The following is a 25904-nucleotide window of genomic DNA, read 5'->3' as shown; positions in this document are numbered from 1 at the left end:
CCGCCCCGGGTTTCCTTGAATCCGCAACCAGTTGTGACGGATCAAGGAGGCGGAAGCGATGTCCACGACGAGGATGGCCGGGACGGCGGCACTGGTGACGGGCGGCAGCCGTGGGATCGGCGCGGCGACGGCGGTCCGGCTCGCCCGGGAGGGGGCGGACGTGGCCTTCACCTACGTACGGGACGAGGCGGCGGCGAAGGAGGTCGCGGCCCGCATCGAGGCGACCGGCCGCCGCGCCCTGCCGCTGCGGGCCGACGCGGCGGACGCGGGGGACGCGGCGGGGGCGGTGCACCGGGCGGCGGACGACCTCGGCCGCCTCGACGTCCTGGTCAACAACGTCGGCGTCGGCGTCCTCGGCCCGCTGGCCGAGCTGACGCTCGCGGACGTGGACCGGGTGCTCGCGGTGAACGTCCGCGCGACCTTCCTCGCCTCCCAGGCGGCGGCGGAACGCCTGCCGGACGGCGGCCGCATCATCACGATCGGCACCTGCATGACCCAGCGGGTCGCGGGCCCCGGCGGCACGCTGTACACCCTCAGCAAGTCGGCCCTGGTGGGCCTGAACCGCGCCCTGGCCCGGGAACTGGGCCCCCGCGGCATCACCGCGAACCTCGTCCACCCGGGCCCGGTCGACACGGACCTCAACCCGGCGGACGGCCCGTACGCGGCGGGCCAGGCGTCCCTGACGGCCCTGGGCCGCTTCGGCACCCCGGACGAGATCGCCGCCGCCGTCGCCTACCTGGCGGGCCCGGAGACCCGCTACGTCACCGGCGCCGAACTCTCGGTGGACGGCGGCCACGCGGCCTGACGCGGAACGCTCCCCCGGCTGCAGCGCCCCGGAGGCGAACCGAACCCAAAAAAAGGGGGCGGAGGGCGCACCGGTGCTGTCGGGTCGGTGCGCCCTCGCGGGCCGGGCGGGGTGTCGTGCCCGCCCGGTCGTCGCCGGGGCCGGTCGGTGTCGGCCGGCCGGCCCCGGGGTCGTACGGGCTGTGTCAGCCGCCGAGTTCCTGGTGGCGGGCGGTGAGGCGGGCGGCGCCCGCCTCGGTCAGGGAGCCGAAGAGGCGGAGGCGGGAGATGCCGCCGTCCGGGTAGATGTCGATGCGGACGCGGGAGCCGACCGCCGGGGTGTCGAGGACGAACCGGTGGTTGGTGTCGGGCTGGAGGCGGGTCCGGGGCAGGATCTCGGTCCAGTCGTCCGAACCCTCCGCGGCGACGGAGAGCGCGGCCCAGCCGGCGCTGTTGCCCTTGAGGTACGCGGTGTCGATCTCGACGGCGCGGATCGCGGACTCGGCGACGAGGGAGTAGCGGATCCAGTCGTTGCCCTTGTCGCGGCGGCGGCGGGTCTCCCAGCCGTCGTCCATCTTGCGGGAGCGGCCGGGCTGGATGGTGTTGGTGGCCGGCGAGTAGAAGCGGTCGGAGGCGTCCTCGACCCGGCCGCCGTTCTCCAGCGCGGCCAGGTCGAAGGTGCCGAGGACGTTCAGCCACGCCGGGTCGGGGGCGACCTCGCCGTACACGCGGAGGCGGGCGATGCCGCCGTCGGGGTGCTGGTTGACGCGGAGGTGGGTGAAGCGCTGTTCGACGTCGACGGCGAAGCCGTTGGCCGCGTGGCCGCCGATGGCGGTGCGCGGGACGAGCGTCGTCCACTTCACGTCGTCGGCGAGGAGGTCCTCGGGCGAGGGCGAGCCGGGCACGGAGGCGGCCTCGACGGAGACGGCCTGCGGGTAGTTGCCGCGGAAGTGGGCGGTGTCGACGACGATGCCGCGGATGACGCCGGGGGCGCCGAGCCGGACGAGGGCCCAGTCGTGGTCCTCGGCGGTGGGGTGCGGTTCGGCGGCGGAGACGCCGCGCCGGCGGCGGGTCTCCCAGCCGTCCATGATCTTGCCCTTGTGGCCGAAGTGCTCGGGGTCGAACTCGGCGGCCTCGGGCTTGAGGAGGTTCTCGCGCTCGGCGAAGAACTCGTCGTTGGCGGCGATGACTCCGGCGCCGAGGCGGCGGTCGGCGAGGTCCGCGTACTGGGTGAAGGGGAACTCGGCCGTGCGGTAGTCGGCGTACGGGTCACCGCCGCCGTAGGGGCTGGCGTCGCCGGTGAAGGAGGCCAGAGGAGATGTATGCAGCCCGGTCACGGGTCAGTTGTTCCTTTCGAGGAGGCGGCCGGAGGGCTCGGCCAGGGTCCCGCCGTCGTTGATCTTGCGGCCGTGGAGCCAGGTGGACCTGACGACGCCGTGGAGGGTCTTGCCGGCGTAGGCGGTGATGCGGTTGCGGTGCTGGAGCTCGGCCGGGTCGACGGTGAAGGTGGCGTCGGGGTCGAGGACGGCGAAGTCGGCGTCGCGCCCGGGCTCGATGGCGCCCTTGCGGTCGAGGCCGGCGAGGCGGGCGGGGCCCTCGGACATCCAGCGGACGACGTCGGTGAGGTCGAAGCCGCGGCGGCGGGCCTCGGTCCAGATGGCGGGCAGGCCGAGCTGGAGGGAGGAGATGCCGCCCCAGGCGGAGGAGAAGTCCGGCGTCTTGAGGTCGGCGGTGGACGGCGAGTGGTCGGAGACGATGCAGTCGATGACGCCGTCGGCGAGCCCCTGCCACAGCGCGTCCTGGTTGACGGCCTCGCGGATGGGCGGGCAGCACTTGAACTCGGTGGCCCCGTCCGGGATCTCCTCGGCGGTGAGGGTGAGGAAGTGCGGGCAGGACTCGACGCTCACCTTGACGCCCTCGGCCTTGGCGGCGGCGATGAGCGGCAGCGCGTCGGAGGAGGAGAGGTGGAGGACGTGGACGCGGGCGCCGAGCCGGCGGGCCTGGTCGATGAGGTTCGCGATCGCGGTGTTCTCGGCGTCGCGGGGCCGGGAGGCGAGGAAGTCGGCGTACTGGGACGAGGACTTCTGCGGGGCGGCGGCGAGGTGGTGGGGGTCCTCGGCGTGGACGATCATCAGCCCGTCGAAGCCGGCGATCTCGGCGAGGGAGCGGGCCAGCTGCTCCTGGTCGAGCTCGGGGAACTCCTCGACGCCGGAGGGCGACAGGAAGCACTTGAAGCCGTGGACGCCGGCGTCGTGCAGGGGGCGGAGGTCCTTGACGTTGTCCGGCAGGGCGCCGCCCCAGAAGCCGACGTCGACGTGCGCCTTGGCGCGGGCGACGTCCTGCTTGACGCGCAGGTTCTCCACCGTGGTGGTCGGCGGGAGGGAGTTGAGCGGCATGTCGACGATGGTGGTGATGCCGCCGGAGGCCGCCGCGCGGGTGGCGGTCCAGAAGCCTTCCCACTCGGTGCGGCCGGGGTCGTTCACGTGGACGTGCGAGTCGACGAGGCCGGGGAGGACGACGTCGTCGCCGACGTCCTCCAGGACCGCTCCGGCGGGCACCTCGGCGTCGTACGGCAGGACCGCCGCGATCGTTCCGTCCGAGACGGCGATGGCCGCCGGCCGTGTGCCCTCCGGGGTGATCACCCGAGTCGAGCGCAGTACCAGGTTGACGTCCACCATGCCCCTTTCCGTTCCGCTTCCGGTCGCAGTTCCGGGAAAGCAGAAATTCAACGAACTGTTGAAGGAGTCTGCGGCCGGGGCGGCACGCCGTCAAGAGCGGGCCCCCACGGGCGGCACCCGACCGGACCCGCTTGGATCTTTCCACAAAGTGGAATCGATATTTCGTACAGTAGAAGGTAGCTCCGTACAGGCGGGGTGGTCCAGACCCGCGCCGAGCAGCCGTCGACAACGGACAAACACCCCGCTGACCGGCCGGTTCGCCGGGCCCCGCACACTGTGCCCGGCCCGGCGGCCCGGTAGGCTGCTGCCTTGCCCGCCTGCCCCGAAAGGACCGTTGACGTGCCGACGTCCAGCGCCAGCACCACCGACGCCGCCAAGCCCGCCGCAAGCGGGGGCGTCCAGTCCCTTGAGCGCGCCTTCGACCTTCTGGAACGGATGGCCGACGCGGGGGGCGAGGTCGGGCTCAGCGAGCTGTCCGCCAGCAGCGGGCTGCCGCTGCCGACCATCCACCGCCTGATGCGCACGCTCGTCGCCTGCGGATACGTCCGCCAGCAGCCGAACCGGCGGTACGCGCTCGGCCCCCGGCTCATCCGCCTCGGCGAGTCCGCCTCCCGCCTCCTCGGCACCTGGGCCCGGCCCTACCTGGCACGGCTCGTCGAGGAGACCGGCGAGACGGCGAACATGGCGCTCCTCGACGGCGACGAGATCGTGTACGTCGCGCAGGTGCCGTCCAAGCACTCCATGCGGATGTTCACCGAGGTCGGGCGGCGGGTGCTGCCGCACTCCACGGGCGTCGGCAAGGCGCTCCTCGCGCACACGCCGGACGAGGAGGTACGGGCGCTGCTCGCCCGCACCGGCATGCCGGCGGCGACGGACAAGACCATCACCACGGCGGACGGGTTCCTCGCGGCGCTCGCCGACGTGCGGGAGACGGGGTACGCCGTCGACGACAACGAGCAGGAGATAGGAGTCCGCTGCCTCGCGGTCTCCGTCCCCGACTCGCCCACGGCGGCGGCGATCTCCATCTCGGGCCCGGCGGGCCGGGTCACCGAGGCGGCGACGGAGAAGATCGTCCCCATCCTCCAGCAGGTGGCCCGCGAACTCTCCGCGGCCCTCGCCAACACCACAGGCAACGGCCAGCCGTAACCCCCGCCGCGCCGGTTGCGGGGCCGGGCCGCCGTTTCGTTGTGGGCATACGTTCCGCTAGGGCGGAACGGGTGGGCACAACGGAACGGCACCGTTAGCGGGTGCCTCCGCTCCTGCGCCTGAACCCGCACCGGTACGGCGTCGCACAAGGGGTGCGGGTTCAGGCGCGGAAAGCCTGGGCGCGGCTGGGCGCGCCGTCCCGTGTGCCCACCCGTCCCGCCCTAGCGGGACGTATGCCCACACGGGCGGGGGCGTCACGCGCGGGTCGTGAGGCTCAGGCGGCCGTCCTGGACCGTCGTCACCTCGTCGGCGGCCGACAGGTGGGTCCGGTCGTGGGTCACGAGGACCGTCGCCGTGCCACGGGACCGGGTCAGATCCGCGAGCAGCGCCACGACCGCCGCGCCCCGCTCGTGGTCCAGCGCGCTCGTGGGCTCGTCGACCAGCAGGACCGACGGCTCGTTCATCAGGGCGCGCGCGATGTTGACCCGCTGGCGCTGACCGCCGGACAGCTGGTGGGGGCGGCGCGCGGCGCGGTCCGCGAGGCCGACCGCGTCGAGGAGCTCCATGGCCCGGGCGCGTACCGAGGCCGGTGGACGTCCGGACAGGTGCGCCATGACCTGGAGCTGTTCGACCGCCATCAGCGAGGGCAGCAGGTTCGGCTGCTGGAAGACGATCCCGATCGAGGTGCGGCGGAGCTCCGCCCGCCCGGCCGCGTCGAGGCCCGCCGTGTCCGTGCCCGCGACGACGACCCGCCCCCGGTCGGGCGTGACGAGGGTCGCGGCGACGGCGAGCAGGCTGGACTTGCCGGAGCCGGAGGGGCCGACGACGGCGGTGAGGCGCCCGGCCGGGACGGTGAGGGAGACCTCGTCGAGGGCGGTGAGCCGCCCGTCGCCGTCGGGGTAGGTCAGGGTCACGGCATCGAGGACGAGGCTCATCGGACGCTCCCGAGCGCGGTGAGGGGGTCGACGGCGGTGATCCGCCGGATGGACAGGGCGGAGCCGATCGCGCCGAGCACGATGATCACGCCGGCCGGCCCGAGGACGGTCAGCGGCGAGAGGACGAAGGGGACGTCCCCGCCGGAGACCAGCGCCCCGATGCCGAGGGCGAGGGCGGTGCCGAGCAGCGTGCCCGCCACCAGCATCAGCACCGCCTGGCCGAGCGCGTCGCGCAGCAGGTACGGGGTGGAGGCGCCGAGCGCCTTCAGGACGGCGACGTCGCCGCTGCGCTGGATCGTCCACACCGTGAAGAACGCCCCTATGACCAGCGCGGAGATCACGAAGAGGAAACCGCGCATGAGCTGCAGGGAGCCGTTCTCCGCCTGGTACGACCCGATGGCGGTGAGCGCGCCCTCGACGGTCCGCGCCTCCGTGCCGGCCGCCGCGTCACCACCCGCCCAGTCGGCGCCGTCGCCGCGCAGCACGATCACCGTCGCCCGCTCCCCCGCCGCCGCGCCGCCGCTCTGCCCGAGCCGCTGCCAGTCGCCGAGGGCGGTCCACACGACGGGCGTGTGGCTGTACGAGGCGTCCCCGGCGACCGCCGAGACGCGGGCCTCCAGCGGGCCGAGCCGGACCGTGTCGCCGACGCGTGCGTCGAGTTCCTTCGCGGCCGACGCGGAGAGGACGGCCTCGCCGGGCGCCACCGCGCCGGGCGCGAGCCCGTCGCCGGGCCGCGTGCCGAAGGCGGAGACGGCGGCGGTCCGCTCGCCCGCCACCGCGTTGAGGGTGCGGATGCCGAGCGGTGCCGCCGCGGTCACGCCGGGCCGCTCCGCCCACCCGGTCCACTGCTCCTCCGTCACCGTCGAGTTGGTGAAGGAGACCGACTGCCCGGCGGGCGGGGCGGCGAAGGCGACGCGGTCGGCGGGCAGGCCGGTGATCGCGGAGACGTTCTCCCGCGCGAGTCCGGCCGTCAGCCCGGAAAGGAGCCCCACGAGCAGGGTGATCAGCACGATCACCGTGCCCATGAGGGCGAACCGTCCCCTGGCGAATCTCAGGTCTCTCCATGCCACGAACATGGGACCAAGCCTGGTGCCCGCGCCCGGCCGCGGGCATCGCGCCACGGATGGCTCCCCCTTCAAACTTTTGGTTGACCCGGCCGGACCGGGCCTCTGTCTACCCTGGTGGGGTCATGGAGCTCCTTTTCTCCCTCCCGCCCACCCGGCGAAGCCTCACCCCCGTCCTCCGCGCCCTCCGCCTCTGTCTGCACCTCCTGATGGCGGGACTCCTGGTCCTGGCGGCGGTGCGCGCCCGCTCCACGGCAGGCACGGTCCTCGCGGCCGTCATGGGCGCCGTGTACGCGGCCGGGGCCTGGCTCCCCTCCGTACGGCGCTCGCAGCGGGCGGCGGCCGGCTGGCTGGCGGTGCTCGCGCTGTCCTGGCTGGCGCTGCTGTGGGCGACGCCGGAGGCGCTGTGGCTGGCGTTCCCGCTGTACTTCCTGCAGCTGCACCTGCTGCCGGCGCGCTGGTCGCTGCCGTCGGTGGCGCTGACGGCGGGCGCGGCGATCCTCTCGTACGTCGGCCATGGCGCCGCCCTCAACCCGGGGGTCTTCATCGGGCCGCTGCTCGGCGCCGCGGTGGCGGTGGCGACGGTCCTCGGCTATCAGGCGCTGTACCGGGAGAGCGAGCGGCGGCAGCGGCTCATCGAGGAGCTGATCACGACCCGGGCGGAGCTGGCGGCGGCGGAGCGGCACGCGGGGACGCTGGCCGAGCGGGAGCGGCTGGCCCGGGAGATCCACGACACGCTGGCGCAGGGGCTGTCGTCGATCCAGCTGCTGCTGCGGGCGGCGGAGCGGGCGCTGCCGGAGGGTTCGCCGGCGGCGGGGCACATCGACCGGGCGCGGCGGGCGGCGCAGGAGAACCTCGCGGAGGCGCGTCGTTTCGTGCGGGCGCTGACACCGCCGGATCTGGAGCGGGGTTCGCTGGCGGCGGCCCTGGAGCGGCTGTGCGAGCCGGGCGCGGGGCCGCGGGTGCGGTTCTCGGTGAGCGGGACGCCGGTGGAGCTGCCGACGCCGTACGAGGTGGCGCTGCTGCGGATCGCGCAGTCGGCGCTGGGGAACACGGTGCGGCACGCCTCGGCCTCGCGGGCGGAGATCACCCTGTCGTTCATGGACGCGTCGGTGACCCTGGACGTCGTGGACGACGGCCGGGGCTTCGACCCGGCTTCGGTGCGCCCGTCCTCGGACGGCGGTTTCGGGCTTCCGGCGATGCGCTCGCGGGCGGAGTCGCTGGGCGGCTCGTTCACCGTCGAGTCGGCGCCGGGCCAGGGCACCGCCGTCGCCGTCTCCCTCCCGCTCCCCCTCCCCCATCCCGCAGGAGCCGCCTCATGACCGTCCGACTTCTCCTCGCCGACGACCATCCGGTGGTCCGGGCGGGGCTGCGCGCGGTGCTCGACACCGAGCCGGGCTTCACGGTGGTCGCCGAGGCGGCGACGGCGGAGCGGGCGGTGGAGCTCGCGGCGGCCGGGGGCGTGGACGTGGTCCTGATGGACCTCCAGTTCGGCGCGGGGATGCACGGTTCGGAGGCGACGGCGGCGATCACGGCCGTGCCGGGCGGGCCGCGGGTGCTGGTGCTGACGACGTACGACACCGACGCCGACATCCTGGCGGCGGTGGAGGCCGGGGCCTCGGGCTATCTGCTGAAGGACGCGCCGCCGGAGGAGCTGGCGGCGGCGGTGCGGACGGCGGCGGCCGGCCAGTCGGCGCTGGCCCCGGCGGTGGCGCACCGGCTGATGGACCGGATGCGGACGCCTGCGGAGGCGCTGACGAAGCGGGAGCTGGAGGTGCTCCAGCTGGTCGGCGAGGGGCTGTCGAACCAGCAGATCAGCAAGGTGCTGTTCCTCAGCCAGGCGACGGTGAAGTCGCATCTGGTGCACGTCTTCGCGAAGCTGGGCGTGGACTCGCGGACGGCGGCGGTGGCGGCGGCCCGTGAGCGGCGGCTGATCCGGCGGTAGCGCGTGCCCCCGCCGCGGTGCGCCGGTCAGCGGGGGGACGGCGGGCCGGGCGGGCCGAAGAGCTCGACGGCGTGGCGCACGCCGGTGAGGGCGTCGGAGAGGGCGCTGACGGAGCCGAGGGAGCCGGCGACGAGGAGCAGGCTGCGGCGCAGCCGCCACACCTCGGGGGCGCCGCTGACGGCCATCGCGTCGAGCGCGGCGAGTTCGTCCTCGGCGATCTCGCGGTCGGCGAAGTCCACCCGGTGTCCGGCCAGTTCCCGCCGGAGCCGGGACACGGCGGACCGCAGTCCGGCCACTCTCGGGTCCACTGCCTCGCCGGTCACTCGCCTCTGCCCCACGCTCCGCAACACGGTCTCCCCCCACGCCGAGACGTCCGTCCAGGTGCCCCGGGACGGCGGTCTGGCCCCCGGAGTGCGGACAGTTAACTCCCCGGCCGCCCGGCGGGGAAGAGGGGGTGCCGCGCATTCATGCGACCGTGTCATTCCGTGTCATGCGGTATGCAGTCCTCCATGACTCCCCTGAATCCCATGACTCCCGAGACCCACGGAACGCCTCTCGTCGCCGGGCTGCTGCTCGCGGCCGGAGGGGGCCGCCGGCTCGGCGGGCGGCCGAAGGCGCTGCTGCCGTACCGGGGCCGGCCACTGGTCGAGAACGCGGTGCGGGTGCTGCGCGAGGGCGGCTGCCCGGTGGTGCACGTGGTGCTCGGCGCCGCGGCGGAGCTCGTACGGGAGCGGGCGGAGCTGCCGGGCTGCGTGGTGGTGGAGAACCCGGAGTGGGCCGAGGGGATGGGGTCCTCGCTGCGGGTGGGGCTGGCCTCGCTGGCGGCGGATCCGCGCGGGGTGGACGCGGCGCTGGTGTCGCTGGTGGACCAGCCGGGGATCGGCGCGGCGGCGGTGGCGCGGGTGCGGGGGGCGTACGGGGCGCGGGACGCGCTGGCGGCGGCCGCGTACGACGGGAGGCGGGGGCATCCGGTGCTGTTCGGGGCGGACCGGTGGGCCGGGATCGCGGCGGGCGCGGAGGGCGACCGGGGCGCGCGGGAGTATCTGGCGGCGCACCGGGAGGCGCTCGCGCTGGTGGAGTGCGGGGATGTGGCGGAGCCCTTCGACATCGACACGGAGGCGGATCTGTACCGGCTCGACGGGTGAGGAGGGCCGTGGGCGGGCACCTGGAGTGAAGGGGCTGGCACCGGGAGCCATGATCTGTCGACCCGAAGAATCTCGACATCAACAAACGATTGAACTTCCACCATGAGGAAACTAATATCCACTGCTTAGAAGCGCCTCATCCCTTGTGAGGGCGCTCGCGGCCGTATCTCGGCATCGCGGCACTCCGTGCCGTCCCTGACGCCCGGCGGCCGCCAGGCACCGCCCGTAGTCCGCTGAAGGAAGTGACAGTTCATGTCCGCACCAGCGCCGTCCCCCCTGGTCGTCGTCGACGCCGAGCCCCTGCCGCGCCAGGAGGAGGTGCTGACGGAGGCCGCCCTCGCCTTCGTCGCCGAGCTCCACCGCCGTTTCACCCCGCGCCGGGACGAGCTGCTCGCCCGCCGCGCCGAGCGCCGCGCCGAGATCGCCCGCACCTCCACCCTCGACTTCCTGCCGGAGACCGCGGCGATCCGCGCCGACGACTCCTGGAAGGTCGCGCCGGCCCCGGCGGCCCTGAACGACCGCCGCGTCGAGATCACCGGTCCGACCGACCGCAAGATGACGATCAACGCGCTCAACTCCGGCGCGAAGGTGTGGCTCGCGGACTTCGAGGACGCCTCTGCCCCCACCTGGGAGAACGTGGTCCTCGGCCAGGTCAACCTGATCGACGCCTACACCCGGAACATCGACTTCACCGACGCCCGCACCGGCAAGTCGTACGCCCTGGGGCCCGCCGAGGAGCTCGCCACGGTCGTCATGCGGCCGCGCGGCTGGCACCTGGAGGAGCGTCACCTCACGTTCGAGGGACGCCCGGTGCCCGGCGCGCTCGTCGACTTCGGCCTGTACTTCTTCCACAACGCGCAGCGCCTGATCGACCTCGGCAAGGGCCCGTACTTCTACCTGCCGAAGACCGAGTCGCACCTGGAGGCCCGCCTCTGGAACGACGTCTTCGTCTTCGCCCAGGACTACGTCGGCATCCCGCAGGGCACCGTCCGCGCCACCGTCCTCATCGAGACGATCACGGCCGCGTACGAGATGGAGGAGATCCTCTACGAGCTCCGCGACCACGCCGCCGGCCTCAACGCGGGCCGCTGGGACTACCTCTTCTCCATCGTCAAGAACTTCCGCGACGGCGGGCAGAAGTTCGTCCTCCCGGACCGCAACGCGGTCACGATGACGGCCCCGTTCATGCGCGCGTACACCGAACTCCTCGTCCGCACCTGCCACAAGCGCGGCGCGCACGCCATCGGCGGCATGGCGGCCTTCATCCCGTCCCGCAAGGACGCCGAGGTCAACAAGGTCGCCTTCGAGAAGGTCAAGGCCGACAAGGACCGCGAGGCCGGCGACGGCTTCGACGGCTCCTGGGTCGCCCACCCCGACCTCGTCCCGATCGCCATGGCCTCCTTCGACGCCGTCCTCGGCGACAGGCCCAACCAGAAGGACCGCCTCCGCGAGGACGTCTCCGTGGCGCCCGGCGACCTCATCGCCATCGACTCGCTCGACGCCAAGCCCACCTACGACGGCCTGCGCAACGCCGTCCAGGTCGGCATCCGCTACATCGAGGCGTGGCTGCGCGGCCTCGGCGCCGTCGCCATCTTCAACCTGATGGAGGACGCGGCCACCGCCGAGATCTCCCGCTCGCAGATCTGGCAGTGGATCAACGCCGGCGTGGTCTTCGAGAACGGCGAGACCGCCACCCCTGAGCTGGCCCGCAAGGTCGCCGCCGAGGAGCTCGCCGCCCTCCGCGCCGAGATCGGCGAGGAGGCCTTCGCGGCCGGCAAGTGGCAGCAGGCGCACGACCTCCTCCTCCACGTCTCCCTCGACGCGGACTACGCGGACTTCCTCACCCTCCCCGCGTACGAGCAGCTCGTCGGCTGATCTCCGACGCACCCCCGCACAGGGCCCGGCCCCCGGCGAACGCACAGCTCCGGGGCCCGGGCCCTGTCGTGTCACAGGGGACGTGACGCAACCGAGATATGCAGCTACCTAGCGGTAATAAGTCAGCGCGTGCGAGATTCCGCCATGCCACCGGCCGGCGGCTGTCCCCCACGTCACTGCGTACCGCAGGAGCACACAGCCATGCCCTCGACCCCCCGCCGCGCGCTGCGCGCACTCCTGGCCCTGTGTACCGCCGCCGGACTGGCCACCGCCGCCGCCCCGGCCGCCGAGGCCTCCCCCGGCACCGGCCCCACCGCCGTCGTCGCCATGGGCGACAGCTACATCTCCGGCGAGGCCGGCCGCTGGCTCGGCAACAGCCTCACGAACTCCGGCGGCCGCGACGGCACCGACCGCGCCTGGACGGGCAGCGGCTACGACCCCTCCCGGGTGTACGGCTCCACCGCCGGCGGCTGCCACCGCTCGGACGTCTCCGAGGTCAGGAGCGCCGGCCCCCTCGCGAGCAACCTGATCAACCTGGCCTGCTCCGGGGCGACCACCGAGAACGTCTTCCGCGCCTCGCAGGGCGGCCGGGCGTACAAGGGCGAGGCCCCGCAGGCCGACCGGCTGGCCGCCGTCGCCGCCGCGAACGACGTGAAGCTGATCGCGCTGTCGATCGGCGGCAACGACCTCGGCTTCGCCGACATCATCACCACCTGCGCCACCGACTACATCGTCTGGTACTCCTACTGCCACGACGACCAGCAGGCCGAGGTCGACGCCCGCATCGACGCGGCGATGGCCTCCGTCGGCAAGGCGGTCGACGAGATCCGCGCGGTGATGACCGGCGCGGGCTACGCCTCCTCCGACTACCGGATCGTGCTCCAGTCCTACCCCTCCCCCATCCCCCGCGCCGCCGAGAACCGCTACTCCGAGAGCGGCTGGTCGCGGACGAACACCGGCGGCTGCCCGTTCTGGAACAAGGACTCCGACTGGGCGCGGGACTCCCTCGTCCCGCAGCTCTCCGGGCGGCTGCGGCAGGTCGCGGTGGCGAAGGGCGCGCAGTTCCTCGACCTGCGGGACGCGCTCCAGGGGCGCGAGGTGTGCGCGAAGGCGAGCCGCCAGGTGACGGCCTCCCTGCCGCCGTCGGGGGCGTCCAGCGAGTGGGCGCGGTGGATCGACAGCCGGTCCACGCAGGGCCTCGTCCAGGAGTCGATGCACCCCAACGCGTACGGTCAGCAGGCCCTCGGGCGCTGCCTGGCGCTGATCCACGCCGTCCCCTCGGGCCACCGCGCCTGCCGCAACACGGCGGGCACGGGCCCCTCGGGGATGTACCTCACGGCAGGCTGATGCCCAGCGGGCCGAGGACCCTCCGCGCGCCGTGCGGATCGGCCTCGGCCATCGCCTTGACGAGGGCGGCCGAGCCGCCCGGCCAGTCGGCGGCGGCCGCGTCGAAGGCGGCCCGCCGGGACTCCAGCGGCCCCTTCTTGCCGGGCAGCCGGTCCAGGAGGTCCAGGGCGCGGGCGGAGACCGGCACCTGGACCGGGTCGGCGTCCTCGCCGCGGGCGCGCAGCGCGTACAGCGCGGAGGCGCCGATCACCGGGTCCCGGAGCGCGCCGCGCAGGGCGCCGGGCGGGGCGGTGGCGGTGTCGAGGAGCCCGAACAGGGCACGTACGTCGGCTCCTTCGGCGGCGTGCGCGTGAGCGGGCGCGAAGGCGGCGAGCAGCTCCGCCCAGGCGTCGGCGGTGTCCCCGCGCGCGTGCAGCCAGTCGGCGAGCACGCGCGCGGCGGGCGTGTGCGGCCACTGCGCGGCGGCGGCCACCAGTTCCGCGGCCGGCCAGGCGACCGCCTCGGCGGCGGTGGGCGCGGCGACCCGGCGGACCCGGAGGAGGTAGCGGACGGTGGCGGCGCCGCGCGGGGTGAGTCCGAAGGCGTCGCCGGCGCGCAGTACGAGGCCGGTGGCGGCCAGCCGGTCGGCGACGGCGGCGAGTTCGCGGGCGGGGCCCTCCAGGCGGGCCCGGTCGTCCTCGCCGAGCCCGGCCGAACCGAGCAGCCGGACGAGCTCGGGCACGGGCGGGGTGACATACTCGCCCGTCACCCCCTCCGGCACGGCGACGGGCACGTCCTCCAGGGCCGGGTCGACGCTCCAGTCCTCGTACTCGGCGGCGCGCCGGGCGATCGAGTCGGCGGCGCAGCCGCGCTGGTAGAGCGCGTACAGCAGGTGCGGGGCCTCGCCGCCGTAGGGCTCGTACTCCTCCTCGGCCAGCTCCTCGACGGCGGCGAGCAGGGCGTCGGCGTCCCGCTCGGCGTCCCCGGCCTCCTCCTCACCGGGCGGCGGCACGGCGATCGAGGTGTCCCCGTAGTAGTCCATGTGCTCGTCGAGGAGGGCGTCGGCGAGGACGAGGTGGGGGAAGTCGTCGGGGCCGGGGGCGAAGCGGGCGTAGGCGCCGGTGAGCTGGTCGGCGAGGCCGGCGGCGGTCCACCGGTCGAGGAGCGCGGCGGCGACCCGGCCGACGCCGGCGGCGACGGCGTGGTCGCTGAGCAGCGGCCCGACGGCGGGCGGTTCCTCGGCGTCCCGTACGTAGGCGCGGGCGACGGCCTCGGCGAGCACGGTGTCGGCGAGCGCGGTACGCCCCATGAGATCGGCGCGCAGCACCCCGTCGGGCAGCGGCGCCCCGTCCAGGGCGCCGATCCGCCGCCGCACGTCCTCGGCGTCGCCGAGGTCGGTGCCGACGGTCCGCAGCAGCGAGGCGTACCACCGGTACCAGGTGAGGTTCCCGGGGTCGGCCATGGCCCGCTCGAAGTCCCCGGCGCTCTCGTCGACGACGGCGGCGATCCGCTCCCGGAGCCCCCCGTCGAACCGCCCGGCGAGCTCGCCGACGACCGCCCGGTAGCCGGACAGCTCGCCGGGCGGCACGTACACGAAGGCGGGCAGATCCTCGACGAGCAGCCGCCGCACCAGCTCCGGCGTGGGCTCCGGCACCCCGCTGCCCCGGTCGGCGCCACGCAGCGCGAGCAGCCCGAGGACGACCTCGGCGGCCCGCCGGAACGCGGGATCACGGTGCTCCGGCCTGCCGTCGAGCAGCTCCAGGAACCTGTCCAGCCCGGTATTGGTGAGAACGGTCTCGGCCACGGTTCCAGGGTAGTTCGGGGTCGCCGCGAACGGCCTGAGGGACACCCCCGGGTGCCGCTCAGCGCACGGTGACCGTGTGGGGGGCGGAGAAGTCGCCCCAGGTGCCGTCGGGGAGGCGGGCGCGGAGGGTGAGGGTGTAGGTGGTGCCGGGTTTCGCCTGGGCGGGGAAAGTGTAGGTGGCGCGGCCGGGAGGTGGGGCGGCACCCCAGGCGATGGTGGTGGCGAAGCGGCCGTCGATGTGGAGTTCGTGGTGGGTGACGGGCGCTCCGGTCTCGGGCGGGGTCCAGGTGAGGGTGATCTCGCCGTCGGCGGAGGTGGCGGTGAGGGCGCGCGGGGAGGTGTTGGGGGGCGCGCCGGGGGCGGGGGCGGTGGTGAGCTCGGCCGGGGGGCTGTCCGGGGAGGAGTTCTCGGCGGCGTCGCGGGCGCGGAGGGTGAGGGAGTAGGCGGTGCCGGGGCGCAGGCCGGTGAGGCGGGCGGTGGTGGCGGTGCCGGGCGCGGTGTGGATGCGGACGCCGGCCTGGTGGACGTCGTAGGCGGTGACGCGGGTGTCGTCGCGGGCCGGGGTCCAGGTGAGGACGGCGGCGGTGGAGCCGTCGGGGGTGGCGTGGAGGGTGCCGGGGGCGGTGGGGGGTTCGCGGTCGTCGGCGGTGGCGCGCAGGGTGGTGGCGGTGACGGCGGGGGTGGCGGGCGAGGTGTTGCCGGCGGCGTCGCGGGCGGTGACGGCGTAGGTGTGGCGGCTGCCGGGGGCGAGGCCGGTGACGTCGGTCATGACGGTGGTGGCGGGGAGGTCCTTGACGGGGCGGCCGTCCTGGAGGACCTGGTAGCCGGTGACGGCCCGGTCGTCGGTGGCGGCCTCCCACATGACGTGGACGGTGGTGGAGCTGCCGGAGGCGGCGGTGAGGCCGGTGGGGGCGGTCGGCGGGGTGGAGTCCGGTGGTTCGGCACGGGCACAGGCGCCGAGCACGAGCATGACCAACAGGCTTGTGGTGAGCGGGCGTTGAGGGCATCGCACGGGCCGGCCTCCGTCTCCGTCGGAATGGTCCAGACCTATATGGCATGCGGGTCGGGCGGTTGGCAAGGGGGCGTTGTCGGTGGGGTGCGCTTCACTGGAATCGTTACTCTCCGTAGTCGATTCTTGGGGGGATCATGACGGACCGTTGGCTTTACGTGTCGCCGGCCGGGGTGCGGCGGCGCGGCTGGAGCGACGCGATGATCCGGGAGCTGCTCGGGCTTCCGGACGTGCAGGGGCGCGATCCGCGGCGGTACGCGCTCCGGCCGCTGCGGCTGTACCTGCTCGCGCGGGTCGAGGCGGTGGAGCGGACGCCCGAGTTCGCGGCGGCCTCCTCGTCCCTGGCCGTGCGGGGGCGCGGCAGCGCCGTCGGGGTGCTGGCCGAGGGGCGGCGGGCGGCCGTGCTCGCGGCGATCCGGGCCGAGCCGCTCCTGGTGCCGAGGCTGCCGGCGGCCGAGCTGGAGCGGCGGGCGGCGCGCCACCGGCGGCTGATGACGGCGGGCGGGGCGGGCGGAGCGGGCGGCGGCGAGGGCGGCGGGTTCTCGCCCGGTGCGCCGGCGCGGTGGCAGGTGGGCTATCTGCGGCAGACGCTGGCGCGGTACGAGACGCTGCTCGACGGGCTGTACGGCGACACGGGCCGCCGCGAGGCCGAGCGGCTGCTGCGGCGCAGGCAGTACGAGGCGATCGCCGCCGCGTATCCGGCGCTGGCCCCCGAGTGTGCCCGGCGCATCGCCCTGGAGTCGCGGTGAGGGCGCCGGACCGCACGCCGCCGCCCCGGGCCCCGCGTGGTGCGCGGGGCCCGGGGCGGGCGGGACGGGTCGTCCGGAGGCTTCGGGCCCTAGTGGACGTGGACCGCCTTCGCGGTGCGGGTCTCCGAGATCTCGTCGCCCGGTTCCATCGGCGCGGTCACCTCGTCGTCGTCCGTACGGCGGCCGAAGTGGTTGAAGACCACGTTGAGCAGGACGGCGGCGACGCAGCCGGTGGAGATGCCGGAGTCCAGGATGATCTGCGCGGTCTGCGGGAAGGCGTGGTAGAAGCCCGGACTTGTGATCGGGATGATGCCGACGGCCAGCGAGACGGCGACGATGAGGACGTTGTTGTCCTTCTCCAGGCCGGCCTTGACCAGGGTCTGGATGCCGCTGGCCGCGACGGAGCCGAAGAGGACGACGCCGGCGCCGCCGAGGACCGGGCGGGGCACCACCGAGATCAGCGAGGCCATCACCGGCGAGAGGCCCATCAGGACCAGCAGGCCGCCGCCGCAGGCGACGACGAAGCGGCTGCGGATCCTGGTCATGGCGACCAGGCCGACGTTCTGCGCGAAGGCGCTGCACATGAAGCCGTTGAAGAGCGGGCTGATCGCCGAGCCGAGGGTGTCGGCGCGCAGACCGGCCGCGATGGTCTTCTCGTCGGCGGGCCGCTCGACGATCTCGCCGAGCGCCAGCATGTCGGCGGTGGACTCGGTCATCGAGACCAGCATGACGACGCACATGGAGATGATCGCGGCGAGCGCGAACTGCGGGGCGCCGAAGTGGAAGGGGCTCGGGAAGCCGACGAGGTCGACCTCGGTCACCGGGGAGAAGTCGGTGGCGCCGAAGGGTATGGCGATCAGCGTGCCGAGGACCAGGCCGACGAGGACCGCGATCTGCTTGAGGAAGCCGCGGGTGAAGCGGCGCAGCAGCAGGACGATCGCCAGGGTGACGGCGGCCAGGGCGAGGAACCTGCTCGAACCGTAGTCGTCCGCAGCGGGGTTGGGGCCCTGCGCCCAGCCGAAGGCGACCGGCAGCAGCGAGATGCCGATGAGGGTGATGACGGTGCCGGTGACCACCGGCGGGAAGAAGCGCACGAGCCGGGAGAACCACGGCGCGGCGAGGAAGCCGAGCAGGCCGGCGACGATGATCGCGCCGAAGATGACGGGGAGCGCGTCCGCCTTGTCCTTCGTGGTGTCGATGATGGCGAGCATCGGGGCCACGCCCGCGAAGGTGACGCCGTTGACGAAGGGCAGCTTGGCGCCGATCTTCCAGACTCCGAGGGTCTGGAGGAAGGTGGCGAGGCCGGCGGTGAAGAGGCTGGCGCCGGTCAGGAAGGTGAGCTCGGTGCCGGAGAGGCCGACGGCCGCTCCGACGATCAGCGGCGGGGCCACCACGCCCGCGTACATGGCGGCCACGTGCTGGAGGCCGCTGGTGAACATCTTCAGTGGGGGCAGGGTCTCGTCGACCGGATGTCTGGTCCGGTCTCCGGGGGCGGTGCCTGCGTCTTGTGCATTGCGAACCTGGGGCTCGTCGGCCACGGCGGTTCCTCCGGTCGGGTACACGTCGGCGGTGACGCGGGTGTCAGGGAGGTGGTGCGATGCGGTGCGAAGTGCAGGAGGTGCGGCTCGGTGCGGGGTGGTGCGGTGCGCCGGAGGAAGGGGTGCGGCGCGGGGACGGGGGGCCCGGTGGGGGTGCGGGCGGGTGTGGCCGTCCCGGGCGGCGCCGTACGACGGGTGCGTACGGCGCCGCCCGGTCGGGCTGCCGCGGAGCCCGCTGGGGTCCGCGGCGACCGGTCGGGGGCCGTCCCCCCCGACCGGATTCCGGGGGGAGGGTCAGCCCTGGGCCGCGATGCGGGCCAGGCGCTGGGCCTCCGTGCGCGCGTCGCGCGCGATGGTGTCCTCGTCGACGGTGAGCAGCCGGTTGTTCTCGACGATCTGCTTGCCGTTGACGAAGGAGGCGGTGACCGGGGCCGCCGCGCCGAAGACGATGGCGGTGACCGGGTCGGCGATGGAGGAGTGGCCGAGGCCGTCGATCTTCCAGAGGACGAAGTCGGCGAGCTTGCCGGCCTCCAGGGAGCCGATGTTGTCGGCGCGGCCGAGGACCTGCGCGCCGCCGTAGGTGCCGAGGCGCAGCGCCTGGCGGGCGTTGAGCGCGGACTCGCGGTGGGCGCCGAGGCGGTTGATGAGGAGGGCGTTGCGCAGTTCGGTGTGGAGCTCGCCGGACTCGTTGGAGGCGGTGCCGTCGACGCCGAGGCCGACCGGGACGCCCGCCTTCAGCATGTCGGGGACGCGGGCGATGCCGGCGGCGAGGCGCGCGTTCGACGACGGGCAGTGGGCGACGCCGGTCCTGGTGCGGGCGAAGGCGGCGATGTCGGAGTCGTTCATGTGGACGCAGTGCGCCATCCACACGTCCTCGCCGAGGAAGCCGGTCGACTCGAAGTAGTCGGTCGGGCCCATGCCGAAGAGCTCGTGGCAGAACTTCTCCTCCTCCACGGTCTCCGAGCCGTGGGTGTGCATGCGCACGCCGAGGCGGCGGCCGAGGGCGGCGCCCTCGCGGAGCAGCTCGGTGGAGATGGAGAAGGGCGAGCAGGGGGCGACGGCGACCTGGGTCATCGAGTCGAAGGAGGCGTCGTGGAACTTCTTGACGGTCTCCTCGGTCGCGGCGAGCGCGCCCTCGGTGGTCTCGACGGCGAAGTCCGGCGGCAGGCCGCCGTCCTTCTCGCTGCGGTCCATGGAGCCGCGGGCCAGGGTGAAGCGCACGCCCATCTCGGAGGCGGCGCCGATGATGGCGCCGGAGAGGTCGCCGGAGCCCTGCGGGAAGACGTAGTGGTGGTCCATGGCGGTGGTGACGCCGCCGCGGGCCATCATGGCGAGCGAGCCCTGGGCGGCGACGCGCACCATCTGCTCGTCGATGCGGGCCCAGGTCGGGTAGAGCGCGACCAGCCAGTTGAAGAGGTTGTGGTCGGTGGCGAGGCCCCGGGTGATCCACTGGTAGAAGTGGTGGTGGGTGTTGACCAGGCCGGGGGTGACCAGGTGGCCGGTGGCGTCGATCCGCCGGACCACGTTCTCCAGGTTCTCGGGGGCCTTGCCGGGGCCGAGGGACTCGATCCTGTTGTCGGCGACGACGAGGTACCCGGAGGCGTACTCGGTGTCGTTCGCGTCGACGGTGGCGATCGCCGCGTTCTCGATGACGATGCGCTGGGCTGCCGAAGGTGCTGCCATGGCGGTGCTTCCTTCATTCCTCATGGGTGGGGTGGGCACGGCAGGACCCTAGGAGGATTTGAGTGCCGGGACCGTCTGACGGCTCCGGGTGCCGAGATGATGGAAGAACAGGTTCAGCAGGACGGCGACGAGCGCGCCCGCGCTGATGCCGGAGCCGAGCACGGTCTGTGCCCAGGCGGGGAAGCCGGCGTAGAAGGTGGGCGCGGCGAGCGGGATGATGCCCGCGCCGAGCGCGACGGCCACCAGGATGATGTTGGAGCTGTCGTCGAGTCCGGCCTCGGAGAGGGTCCGGATGCCGCTGACCGCGATGGAGCCGAAGAGGACGATGCCGGCGCCGCCGAGGACGGGCATCGGGACCATGGAGACGACCGCGCCGAGGACCGGGAAGGCGCCGAGCACCAGGAGGGCGCCGCCTGCGACGGCGACCACGTAGCGGGAGCGGACCCGGGTGAGCGAGACGACGCCGACGTTCTGCGCGAAGGCGGAGGTCGGGAAGCCGCCGAAGACGGGGCCGAGCAGGGTGGCGATGCCGTCGGTGCGCAGGCCCCGGGTGATGGTCCGCCCGTCGCTGGGGCGTTCGCAGATCTCGCCGAGGGCGAGCATGCCGGCGCTGGACTCGGTCATGAGGACCAGCATCACGATGCACAGGGAGAGGATCGCGGCGGGCTGGAACTCGGGGGCGCCGAAGGCGAAGGGGGCGGGCAGGGCGGCGACGGGCGCCTCGCGCAGGGCGCTGAAGTCGGCCATGCCGAAGGGGATCGCGGCGAGGGTGCCGATGAGCAGGCCGAGGAGCAGGGCGATCTGCTTGACGAAGCCGCGGCCGAAGCGCTGGAAGAGCAGGACGACGACCAGGGTGAAGCCTGCGAGGGCGAGGTACTTCATGGCGCCGAAGTCGGCGGCGGTCTTGTCGCCGCCCTGGGCCCAGCTGACGGGCACGGGCATCAGGGTGACGCCGATCAGGGTGATGACGACACCGGTGACCAGTGGCGGGAAGAAGCGGAGGAGCCGGCCGAAGAAGGGGCCGACGGCGAGGCAGAAGACACCGGCGACCATGACCGCGCCGTAGATGGCGGGGAGCTGGTGTCCGGGGGCGCTCGTCTCGGCGATGGCCAGCATGGGGGCGATGCCCGCGGAGGAGGCCGCGTTGACGAACGGGAGCCGGTTGCCGGCGAGGTTCCGGATGCCGAGGGTCTGCAGGATGGTGGCGAGACCGGCGATCAGGAGGCTGGCGGCGATGAGCCGGGTCATCCCGGCCGCGTCCAGGCCGACGGCCTGGCCGATGATGAGCGGAGGGGTGACGACGCCGGCGTACATGGCGGCGATGTGCTGGAGTGCCGCGGGGACGAGCCGCGAGGCGGGGAGTTTCTCGTCGACCGGATGGCCGGCGGCCTGGGCGGGGGCCTCGGTGGTCGACGGGGTGGAACACGGGCCTTCGGCGGACGCCGGCCCCTTTGCGGGCAGTGCCATGCTGGGTTCCCTCCGGTCTGGTGCCGGTCCCCGCCCGACTGCGGGCGGGCGGGGACCGGGTCACTCAGTGCCGCTCAGAGATGTGGTGCCACTCAGAGATTGGTCATGTCGACCGGGATCAGCGCCTCGGCGCCGTCGCGCAGGACCGTGGCCTCGATGAGGCCGTACATGCGGTCCGCGGCGTAGTAGACCTCGTTGTCGTTCTTGAGCCCGAAGGGCTCCAGGTCCACCAGGAAGTGGTGCTTGTTGGGGAGCGAGAAGCGCACCTCGTCGATCTCCGCGCGGTGGTTGATGATCCGCGTGGCCATCTGGTACAGCGTCTGCTGGAGGGAGTACGAGTAGGTCTCCGCGAAGGCTTCGAGCATGTGGCGCCTGGTCTGCTCGTAGGACCGCTCCCAGTTGGGCATGCGCTGGTCGTCGTCGGTCCAGTTGAACCGCCAGCGGCCGGACACCTGGGTGGCCAGGATGCGGTCGTACGCCTCCTGGAGGGTGGTGTACTGGTCCTTGATGTAGCCCCAGAACTCCGAGTTGGTGGAGTTCATGACGACGAGGTCCTTGAGGCCGGAGATGACCTCCCACTTCTCGCCGTCGTAGGTGATCTGGGTGACGCGGGTCTCCTGGCCCTTGCGGGCGAAGGAGTGGTTGACCTCGTCGGCGCCGATGAACTTGGAGTTGGCGTCCGAGGAGGCGATGCGCTCCCAGGCGTACTCCTCGATCCGGATCCGGGCCCGCTTGATCGGCTCCTGGCTCGTCACGAAGTGGCGGGCGAGGTGGATGCCGAACTGCTCGGCGGACTCGATGCCGTACTCCTTGGCGAACGCGAAGACGGTGTTCTTCGTCGTGTCGGTGGGGAGGCAGTGGGCGTTGGAGCCGGTGAGGTGGACGTCGCTGAGGTCGCCGGAGAGGGCGACGGAGACGTTCAGGTCCTTGATGTGGTGGGTGGCGCCGTCCCGCGTGATCTTGACGACGCGGTTCTCTGCTTTGCCGTACTGGTTCTGGCCGAGAATCGTGGGCATGTCTGCTAGCTCCCTCGGTAAACGGAGTAGCCGAACGGGTTGAGCAGCAGCGGTACGTGGTAGTGCTCGCCCGGCGTGACGGCGAACGTGATCGCCACCTCCGGGAAGAAAGCACCGGCCGGACCGCTGTCCCGATTCGCGGGGGCGTCCTGCTGCGCCTCGGCTTGCTGGTTCTGCTTGCTCAGGAAGTACGCCTCGGTCTCGAAGTCGAGGCGTACGTGGGTGGTGCCGACCGGCAGGGCCGGAAGGTCCTTGCACCGTCCGTCGGCGTCGGTGGCCGAGCCGCCGAGCGCGACCCAGGCGGCATCGGAGCCGGCGCGGGCGGCGAGGGTGATCGCCACGCCCTCCGCGGGGCGTCCGATGCTGGTGTCCAGGATGTGGGTGGACACCGAGGCCGTGGTGTCGGTGCTCATGCGGCGCTCTCTTCCTCTACGAGACGGGTGAGCCGGATGCGGTTGATCTTGCCCAGTTCGGCGCGGACGATCTCGCGCTCGCGCTCGGGCGAGTTGCCGATCCGGTCCTTGACCGCGTCGCGCATCTGCTCGCCGGTCCTGCCGGTGGCGCAGATGAGGAAGACGTGGCCGAAGCGTTCCTGGTAGGCCAGGTTCAGTTCGAGCATCTCGGCCTTGAGCTCGGCGGAGGAGCCGGCCATCCCGCTCTGCTCGCGGGTGGAGGTGGCATCCCCTTCCTTCGGACGACCGATCGGCGGGTGGCCCGCCATCGCCTCGGCCAGGTCCTCGGCGGTCAGCTCGGCCATGGCGGCGTCGCTGGCGAGGAAGAGGGCTTCGGCGGTGGTGTACGGGCGCTGGGCGAGGATCTTGCTCCCCCACGCCGAACTGGAGCACACCTCGTGGAGCGCGGCGAGAGCCTCGCTGTCCGCCGAGGTGTTGAACCGGGTGAGGCCCGGTGTCGTACCTGAAGTCACGGGAAGCCTCCGTGGCTGTTTTTCGCTGTGCGTCGGACGGGCTGCGGATAGCTAACGCCCTCGGCAACAGGACGTCAACACTTTGTTGAAAACTCGGGGACACAAAAGCCGTCGTCCCGGCATGCGGACGACGGCTTGTGGCCATTCTTGATCAACTAGGCGTTCTTGGAGGCGTTTTCCCTGTTCAGGTAGTTGTAGACGGTGAAGCGGCTGACGCCGAGCGCACCGGCCACCGTCTCCACTCCGTGACGCACGGAGAAGGCGCCGCGCGCCTCCAGGAGCCGTACGACCTCCTGCTTGGTCTTGCGGTCCAGCTCGGCCAGCGGCATCCCGTGCCGGCGCTCCATCGCCGCGAGAATGCGGTCCAGGGAGTCCGACAGCTGCGGCAGCCGTACGGCGAGGACGTCCTCGCCCTCCCAGGACAGGACGATGTCGTCGGCCGCGGCCTGCGCCGGTTCCAGCACTTCCGCGCCCATCGCGTCGACCAGCGGCTTCACCGCCGCCGCCAAGGGATGCTCGGTCACTTCGCGTCCTCCCCGCCCTCACCGATCACGTTGACCTGGAGCGAGACCCGGGTGGCACCGGCACCGAGCGCCTTGCGCAGCAGCTCGTCGACGGCGGTGAGCACGGCGTCGGCGCCGCCTTCCGCGGTGTTGCCGAAGGGGCCGACATCGACGGCGTCCAGTTCGGCCGACTGGATGACCTCACGAGCCACGACCGCGTGGGCCGGCGCCTCGTCGAGGTCGAACGGCTCGGTCGTGAACTCCACTCTCAAACGCACCATGCCCCCACGCTACGGGCCGTTCGAGCCACTGGGGAGCCCCGGACCTGCGGGGACCTCTTGACAAGTCGGACGCTCGCCCGGCAACCTTCCGTCAGACAGAAAACGACTTCCGCAATACGGAAGGAGCGCCGCCCCTCATGGCCCGCTTCTCAGTAGGCGCCGGCACGGACCAGCGCTTCGATGTGAACCTGTCGATCCTCTTCACGGAACTCCCGCTCCTGGAGCGCCCCGCGGCCGCCGCCGCGGCCGGCTTCACCGCGGTCGAGCTGTGGTGGCCCTGGATCGACACCGCCACCCCCGAGCAGAGCGAGCTCGACGCCCTCAAGAAGGCCCTTGAGGACGCCGGCACCCAGCTGGTGGGCCTGAACTTCTACGCCGGACAGCTCCCCGGCCCGGACCGCGGCGCGGTCTCGGTCCCGGGCGAGGAGTCCGACCGGTTCAAGGCCAACATCGACATCGCCGCGGACTTCGCCGCCTCGGTCGGCTGCAAGGCGCTCAACGCGCTCTACGGCAACCGCGTGGAGGGCGTCGACCCGGAGGCCCAGGACGCCCTCGCCCTGGAGAACCTGGTCCTGGCCGCCCGCGCCGCCGACCGCGTCGGCGCGATCCTGCTGATCGAGACCCTGAACAAGCCGGAGTCGCCGCTCTACCCGCTGGTGAGCGCCCCCTCCGCGATCGAGGTCGTCGACAAGGTGAACGAGGCCACCGGGCTCGGCAACGCCAAGTTCCTCCTCGACATCTACCACCTGGCCATGAACGGCGAGGACGTCAGCGCCGTCATCGCCGAGTACGCGGCGAAGACCGGCCACGTCCAGATCGCGGACATGCCGGGCCGCGGCGCCCCGGGCACCGGCGAGCTCCCCCTGGAGCAGCTCCTCGACGAGCTGAAGAAGGCCGGCTACGACGGCTTCGTGGGCCTGGAGTACAAGGCCGCCGACGCCGCCGCGTCCTTCGAGTGGCTGCCCGCCGAGGCCCGCCCGGCCCGCTGACGCAGGCCCCCTCCCCGTATCACCCTGTTTTGAGAGGCACCCTCACCATGAGCACCAACCTCCCCAGCTCCTCCCAGCCCACCCGCCCGGCGATCGCGTGGATCGGCCTCGGCATCATGGGCTCCCCCATGTCCGAGAACCTGATCAAGGCCGGCTACTCGGTCACCGGCTTCACCCTGGAGCAGGACAAGCTGGACCGCCTGGCCGCCGCCGGCGGCACCGTGGCCGGCTCGATCGCCGAGGCCGTCAAGGACGCCGACGTGGTCATCACGATGGTGCCCGCCTCCCCGCAGGTCGAGGCGATCTCCTACGGCCCCGAGGGCATCCTGGAGAACGCCAAGCGGGGCGCCCTGATCATCGACATGTCGTCGATCACCCCGCAGACCTCGGTCGACCTGGCCAAGAACGCCAAGGAGAAGGGCATCCGCGTCATCGACGCCCCCGTCTCCGGCGGCGAGGCCGGCGCCATCGAGGCCGTGCTCTCCATCATGGTCGGCGGCGAGCAGGCCGACTTCGACGAGGCCCTCCCGATCCTGGAGGCCCTCGGCAAGGTCATCGTGCTCTGCGGCCCGCACGGCTCCGGCCAGACGGTCAAGGCGGCCAACCAGCTCATCGTCGCCGTCAACATCCAGGCGTGCGCCGAGGCCGTGGTCTTCCTGGAGAAGTCCGGCGTGGACCTCAACGCCGCCCTCGACGTCCTCAACGGCGGTCTGGCCGGCTCGACCGTGCTGACCCGCAAGAAGGACAACTTCCTGAACCGGGACTTCAAGCCCGGCTTCCGGATCGACCTGCACCACAAGGACATGGGCATCGTGACCGACGCCGCCCGCAACGTCGGCGCGGCCCTCCCGGTCGGCGCCGTGGTCGCCCAGCTCGTCGCCTCGCTGCGCGCGCAGGGTGACGGCGGCCTGGACCACTCGGCCCTGCTCCGCGCCGTCGAGCGTCTCTCCGGCGCCCAGGTCTGATCCGACGCCCCGCCTCGGCGGGGCCCCAGATTTCCGGTCGGCGGCGGCGCTGACACCTGTCCTGTCGCGCCCAAGGCG

Annotated in this window: 25 protein-coding genes; 10 read left to right on the top strand and 15 right to left on the bottom strand. The window is 73.0% G+C overall.

Annotation, left to right across the window (positions count from 1 at the left end; genetic code table 11):
* The first annotated feature begins 58 nt into the window (after positions 1-58).
* Positions 59-805, top strand: a complete 747-nt coding sequence (locus tag HHL19_RS14665) for an SDR family oxidoreductase (protein ID WP_169089528.1) — start codon at positions 59-61, stop codon at positions 803-805.
* A gap of 184 nt (positions 806-989) precedes the next feature.
* Here the strand turns inward: HHL19_RS14665 and alc are convergent, their stop codons facing one another.
* Both alc and allB read right to left on the bottom strand, forming a co-directional pair.
* The gene (alc, locus tag HHL19_RS14660; RefSeq protein WP_169090058.1) at positions 990-2111 is read right to left on the bottom strand and encodes an allantoicase; all 1122 of its coding nucleotides are present in this window, start codon (positions 2109-2111) and stop codon (positions 990-992) included.
* A 12-nt stretch (positions 2112-2123) separates the two neighbouring features.
* A complete protein-coding gene (gene allB, locus HHL19_RS14655) occupies positions 2124-3461 on the bottom strand; it encodes an allantoinase AllB (RefSeq protein WP_169089526.1) in 1338 nt (445 codons plus the stop codon).
* Between the two features lie 339 nt (positions 3462-3800).
* Between allB and HHL19_RS14650 the strand changes: the two genes are divergently transcribed.
* Positions 3801-4607 (top strand): IclR family transcriptional regulator, encoded by an 807-nt coding sequence (locus HHL19_RS14650; protein ID WP_169089525.1) that lies wholly within the window; start codon positions 3801-3803, stop codon positions 4605-4607.
* Positions 4608-4861: 254 nt separating this feature from the next.
* On the opposite strand, the gene HHL19_RS14645 is transcribed toward HHL19_RS14650, so the two are convergent.
* Together HHL19_RS14645 and HHL19_RS14640 are read right to left on the bottom strand one after the other, a co-directional pair.
* Complete coding sequence (locus tag HHL19_RS14645) at positions 4862-5542, bottom strand: ABC transporter ATP-binding protein (RefSeq protein WP_169089524.1); 681 nt, start codon at positions 5540-5542, stop codon at positions 4862-4864.
* The gene (locus HHL19_RS14640) at positions 5539-6618 is read right to left on the bottom strand and encodes an ABC transporter permease (RefSeq protein WP_169089523.1); all 1080 of its coding nucleotides are present in this window, start codon (positions 6616-6618) and stop codon (positions 5539-5541) included. Before HHL19_RS14640 ends, HHL19_RS14645 begins: the two co-directional genes overlap by 4 nt.
* 113 nt (positions 6619-6731) lie before the next feature.
* Between HHL19_RS14640 and HHL19_RS14635 the strand changes: the two genes are divergently transcribed.
* Positions 6732-7928, top strand: a complete 1197-nt coding sequence (locus HHL19_RS14635; RefSeq protein WP_169089522.1) for a sensor histidine kinase — start codon at positions 6732-6734, stop codon at positions 7926-7928.
* The gene (locus HHL19_RS14630; protein ID WP_169089521.1) at positions 7925-8551 is read left to right on the top strand and encodes a response regulator transcription factor; all 627 of its coding nucleotides are present in this window, start codon (positions 7925-7927) and stop codon (positions 8549-8551) included. Before HHL19_RS14635 ends, HHL19_RS14630 begins: the two co-directional genes overlap by 4 nt.
* 26 nt (positions 8552-8577) lie before the next feature.
* On the opposite strand, the gene HHL19_RS14625 is transcribed toward HHL19_RS14630, so the two are convergent.
* A complete protein-coding gene (locus HHL19_RS14625; protein ID WP_169089520.1) occupies positions 8578-8889 on the bottom strand; it encodes a DUF5955 family protein in 312 nt (103 codons plus the stop codon).
* A 189-nt stretch (positions 8890-9078) separates the two neighbouring features.
* Here HHL19_RS14625 and HHL19_RS14620 point away from each other — a divergent pair, with 189 nt between their 5' ends.
* The 3 genes from HHL19_RS14620 to HHL19_RS14610 all read left to right on the top strand — a co-directional run bounded on the left by HHL19_RS14620 (position 9079) and on the right by HHL19_RS14610 (position 12918).
* Positions 9079-9696 (top strand): nucleotidyltransferase family protein, encoded by a 618-nt coding sequence (locus HHL19_RS14620; protein WP_169089519.1) that lies wholly within the window; start codon positions 9079-9081, stop codon positions 9694-9696.
* A 252-nt stretch (positions 9697-9948) separates the two neighbouring features.
* Positions 9949-11571: a malate synthase A gene (gene aceB, locus HHL19_RS14615; RefSeq protein WP_169089518.1), complete on the top strand. Its 1623-nt coding sequence runs from the start codon at positions 9949-9951 to the stop codon at positions 11569-11571.
* Between the two features lie 201 nt (positions 11572-11772).
* Positions 11773-12918: a GDSL-type esterase/lipase family protein gene (locus HHL19_RS14610; protein WP_169089517.1), complete on the top strand. Its 1146-nt coding sequence runs from the start codon at positions 11773-11775 to the stop codon at positions 12916-12918.
* Here the strand turns inward: HHL19_RS14610 and HHL19_RS14605 are convergent.
* A complete protein-coding gene (locus tag HHL19_RS14605) occupies positions 12905-14701 on the bottom strand; it encodes a hypothetical protein (protein ID WP_169089515.1) in 1797 nt (598 codons plus the stop codon). The genes HHL19_RS14610 and HHL19_RS14605 overlap by 14 nt on opposite strands.
* 58 nt (positions 14702-14759) lie before the next feature.
* The gene (locus HHL19_RS14600) at positions 14760-15671 is read right to left on the bottom strand and encodes a fibronectin type III domain-containing protein (protein WP_169089513.1); all 912 of its coding nucleotides are present in this window, start codon (positions 15669-15671) and stop codon (positions 14760-14762) included.
* Positions 15672-15847: 176 nt separating this feature from the next.
* Here HHL19_RS14600 and HHL19_RS14595 point away from each other — a divergent pair, with 176 nt between their 5' ends.
* Positions 15848-16459 carry a hypothetical protein gene (locus HHL19_RS14595; RefSeq protein WP_169089512.1) on the top strand — a complete coding sequence of 204 codons (612 nt, stop codon included), beginning with the start codon at positions 15848-15850 and terminating at the stop codon, positions 16457-16459.
* An 89-nt stretch (positions 16460-16548) separates the two neighbouring features.
* Here HHL19_RS14595 and HHL19_RS14590 read toward each other — a convergent pair whose 3' ends face one another.
* The 8 genes from HHL19_RS14590 to HHL19_RS14555 all read right to left on the bottom strand — a co-directional run bounded on the left by HHL19_RS14590 (position 16549) and on the right by HHL19_RS14555 (position 23869).
* The gene (locus HHL19_RS14590) at positions 16549-17898 is read right to left on the bottom strand and encodes a nucleobase:cation symporter-2 family protein (RefSeq protein ID WP_240981623.1); all 1350 of its coding nucleotides are present in this window, start codon (positions 17896-17898) and stop codon (positions 16549-16551) included.
* Positions 17899-18291: 393 nt separating this feature from the next.
* Positions 18292-19680, bottom strand: a complete 1389-nt coding sequence (locus HHL19_RS14585; RefSeq protein WP_169089508.1) for an 8-oxoguanine deaminase — start codon at positions 19678-19680, stop codon at positions 18292-18294.
* A 48-nt stretch (positions 19681-19728) separates the two neighbouring features.
* Positions 19729-21147 carry a nucleobase:cation symporter-2 family protein gene (locus tag HHL19_RS14580; protein ID WP_169089506.1) on the bottom strand — a complete coding sequence of 473 codons (1419 nt, stop codon included), beginning with the start codon at positions 21145-21147 and terminating at the stop codon, positions 19729-19731.
* 92 nt (positions 21148-21239) lie between these two features.
* A complete protein-coding gene (gene pucL, locus HHL19_RS14575; protein WP_169089504.1) occupies positions 21240-22163 on the bottom strand; it encodes a factor-independent urate hydroxylase in 924 nt (307 codons plus the stop codon).
* A gap of 5 nt (positions 22164-22168) precedes the next feature.
* Complete coding sequence (gene uraH, locus HHL19_RS14570; protein WP_169089502.1) at positions 22169-22576, bottom strand: hydroxyisourate hydrolase; 408 nt, start codon at positions 22574-22576, stop codon at positions 22169-22171.
* Positions 22573-23088 (bottom strand): 2-oxo-4-hydroxy-4-carboxy-5-ureidoimidazoline decarboxylase, encoded by a 516-nt coding sequence (uraD, locus tag HHL19_RS14565; protein ID WP_169089500.1) that lies wholly within the window; start codon positions 23086-23088, stop codon positions 22573-22575. The genes uraH and uraD overlap by 4 nt, the downstream gene beginning before the upstream one ends.
* A 155-nt stretch (positions 23089-23243) precedes the next feature.
* Complete coding sequence (locus tag HHL19_RS14560; RefSeq protein WP_169090056.1) at positions 23244-23564, bottom strand: helix-turn-helix domain-containing protein; 321 nt, start codon at positions 23562-23564, stop codon at positions 23244-23246.
* Positions 23565-23608: 44 nt separating this feature from the next.
* Complete coding sequence (locus HHL19_RS14555) at positions 23609-23869, bottom strand: hypothetical protein (protein ID WP_037881565.1); 261 nt, start codon at positions 23867-23869, stop codon at positions 23609-23611.
* A 140-nt stretch (positions 23870-24009) separates the two neighbouring features.
* On the opposite strand from HHL19_RS14555, the gene HHL19_RS14550 reads away from it, so the two are divergent.
* Together HHL19_RS14550 and HHL19_RS14545 are read left to right on the top strand one after the other, a co-directional pair.
* Complete coding sequence (locus HHL19_RS14550; RefSeq protein ID WP_169089498.1) at positions 24010-24861, top strand: TIM barrel protein; 852 nt, start codon at positions 24010-24012, stop codon at positions 24859-24861.
* A gap of 47 nt (positions 24862-24908) precedes the next feature.
* The gene (locus HHL19_RS14545; protein WP_169089496.1) at positions 24909-25826 is read left to right on the top strand and encodes a 2-hydroxy-3-oxopropionate reductase; all 918 of its coding nucleotides are present in this window, start codon (positions 24909-24911) and stop codon (positions 25824-25826) included.
* Positions 25827-25904: the final 78 nt, after the last annotated feature.

Source organism: Streptomyces sp. R302 (genome assembly GCF_012927245.1).
Lineage (GTDB): Bacteria > Actinomycetota > Actinomycetes > Streptomycetales > Streptomycetaceae > Streptomyces.
The sequence above is the reverse complement of the archived record's forward strand: the minus strand, read 5'-3'. Positions and strand labels throughout refer to the sequence as shown.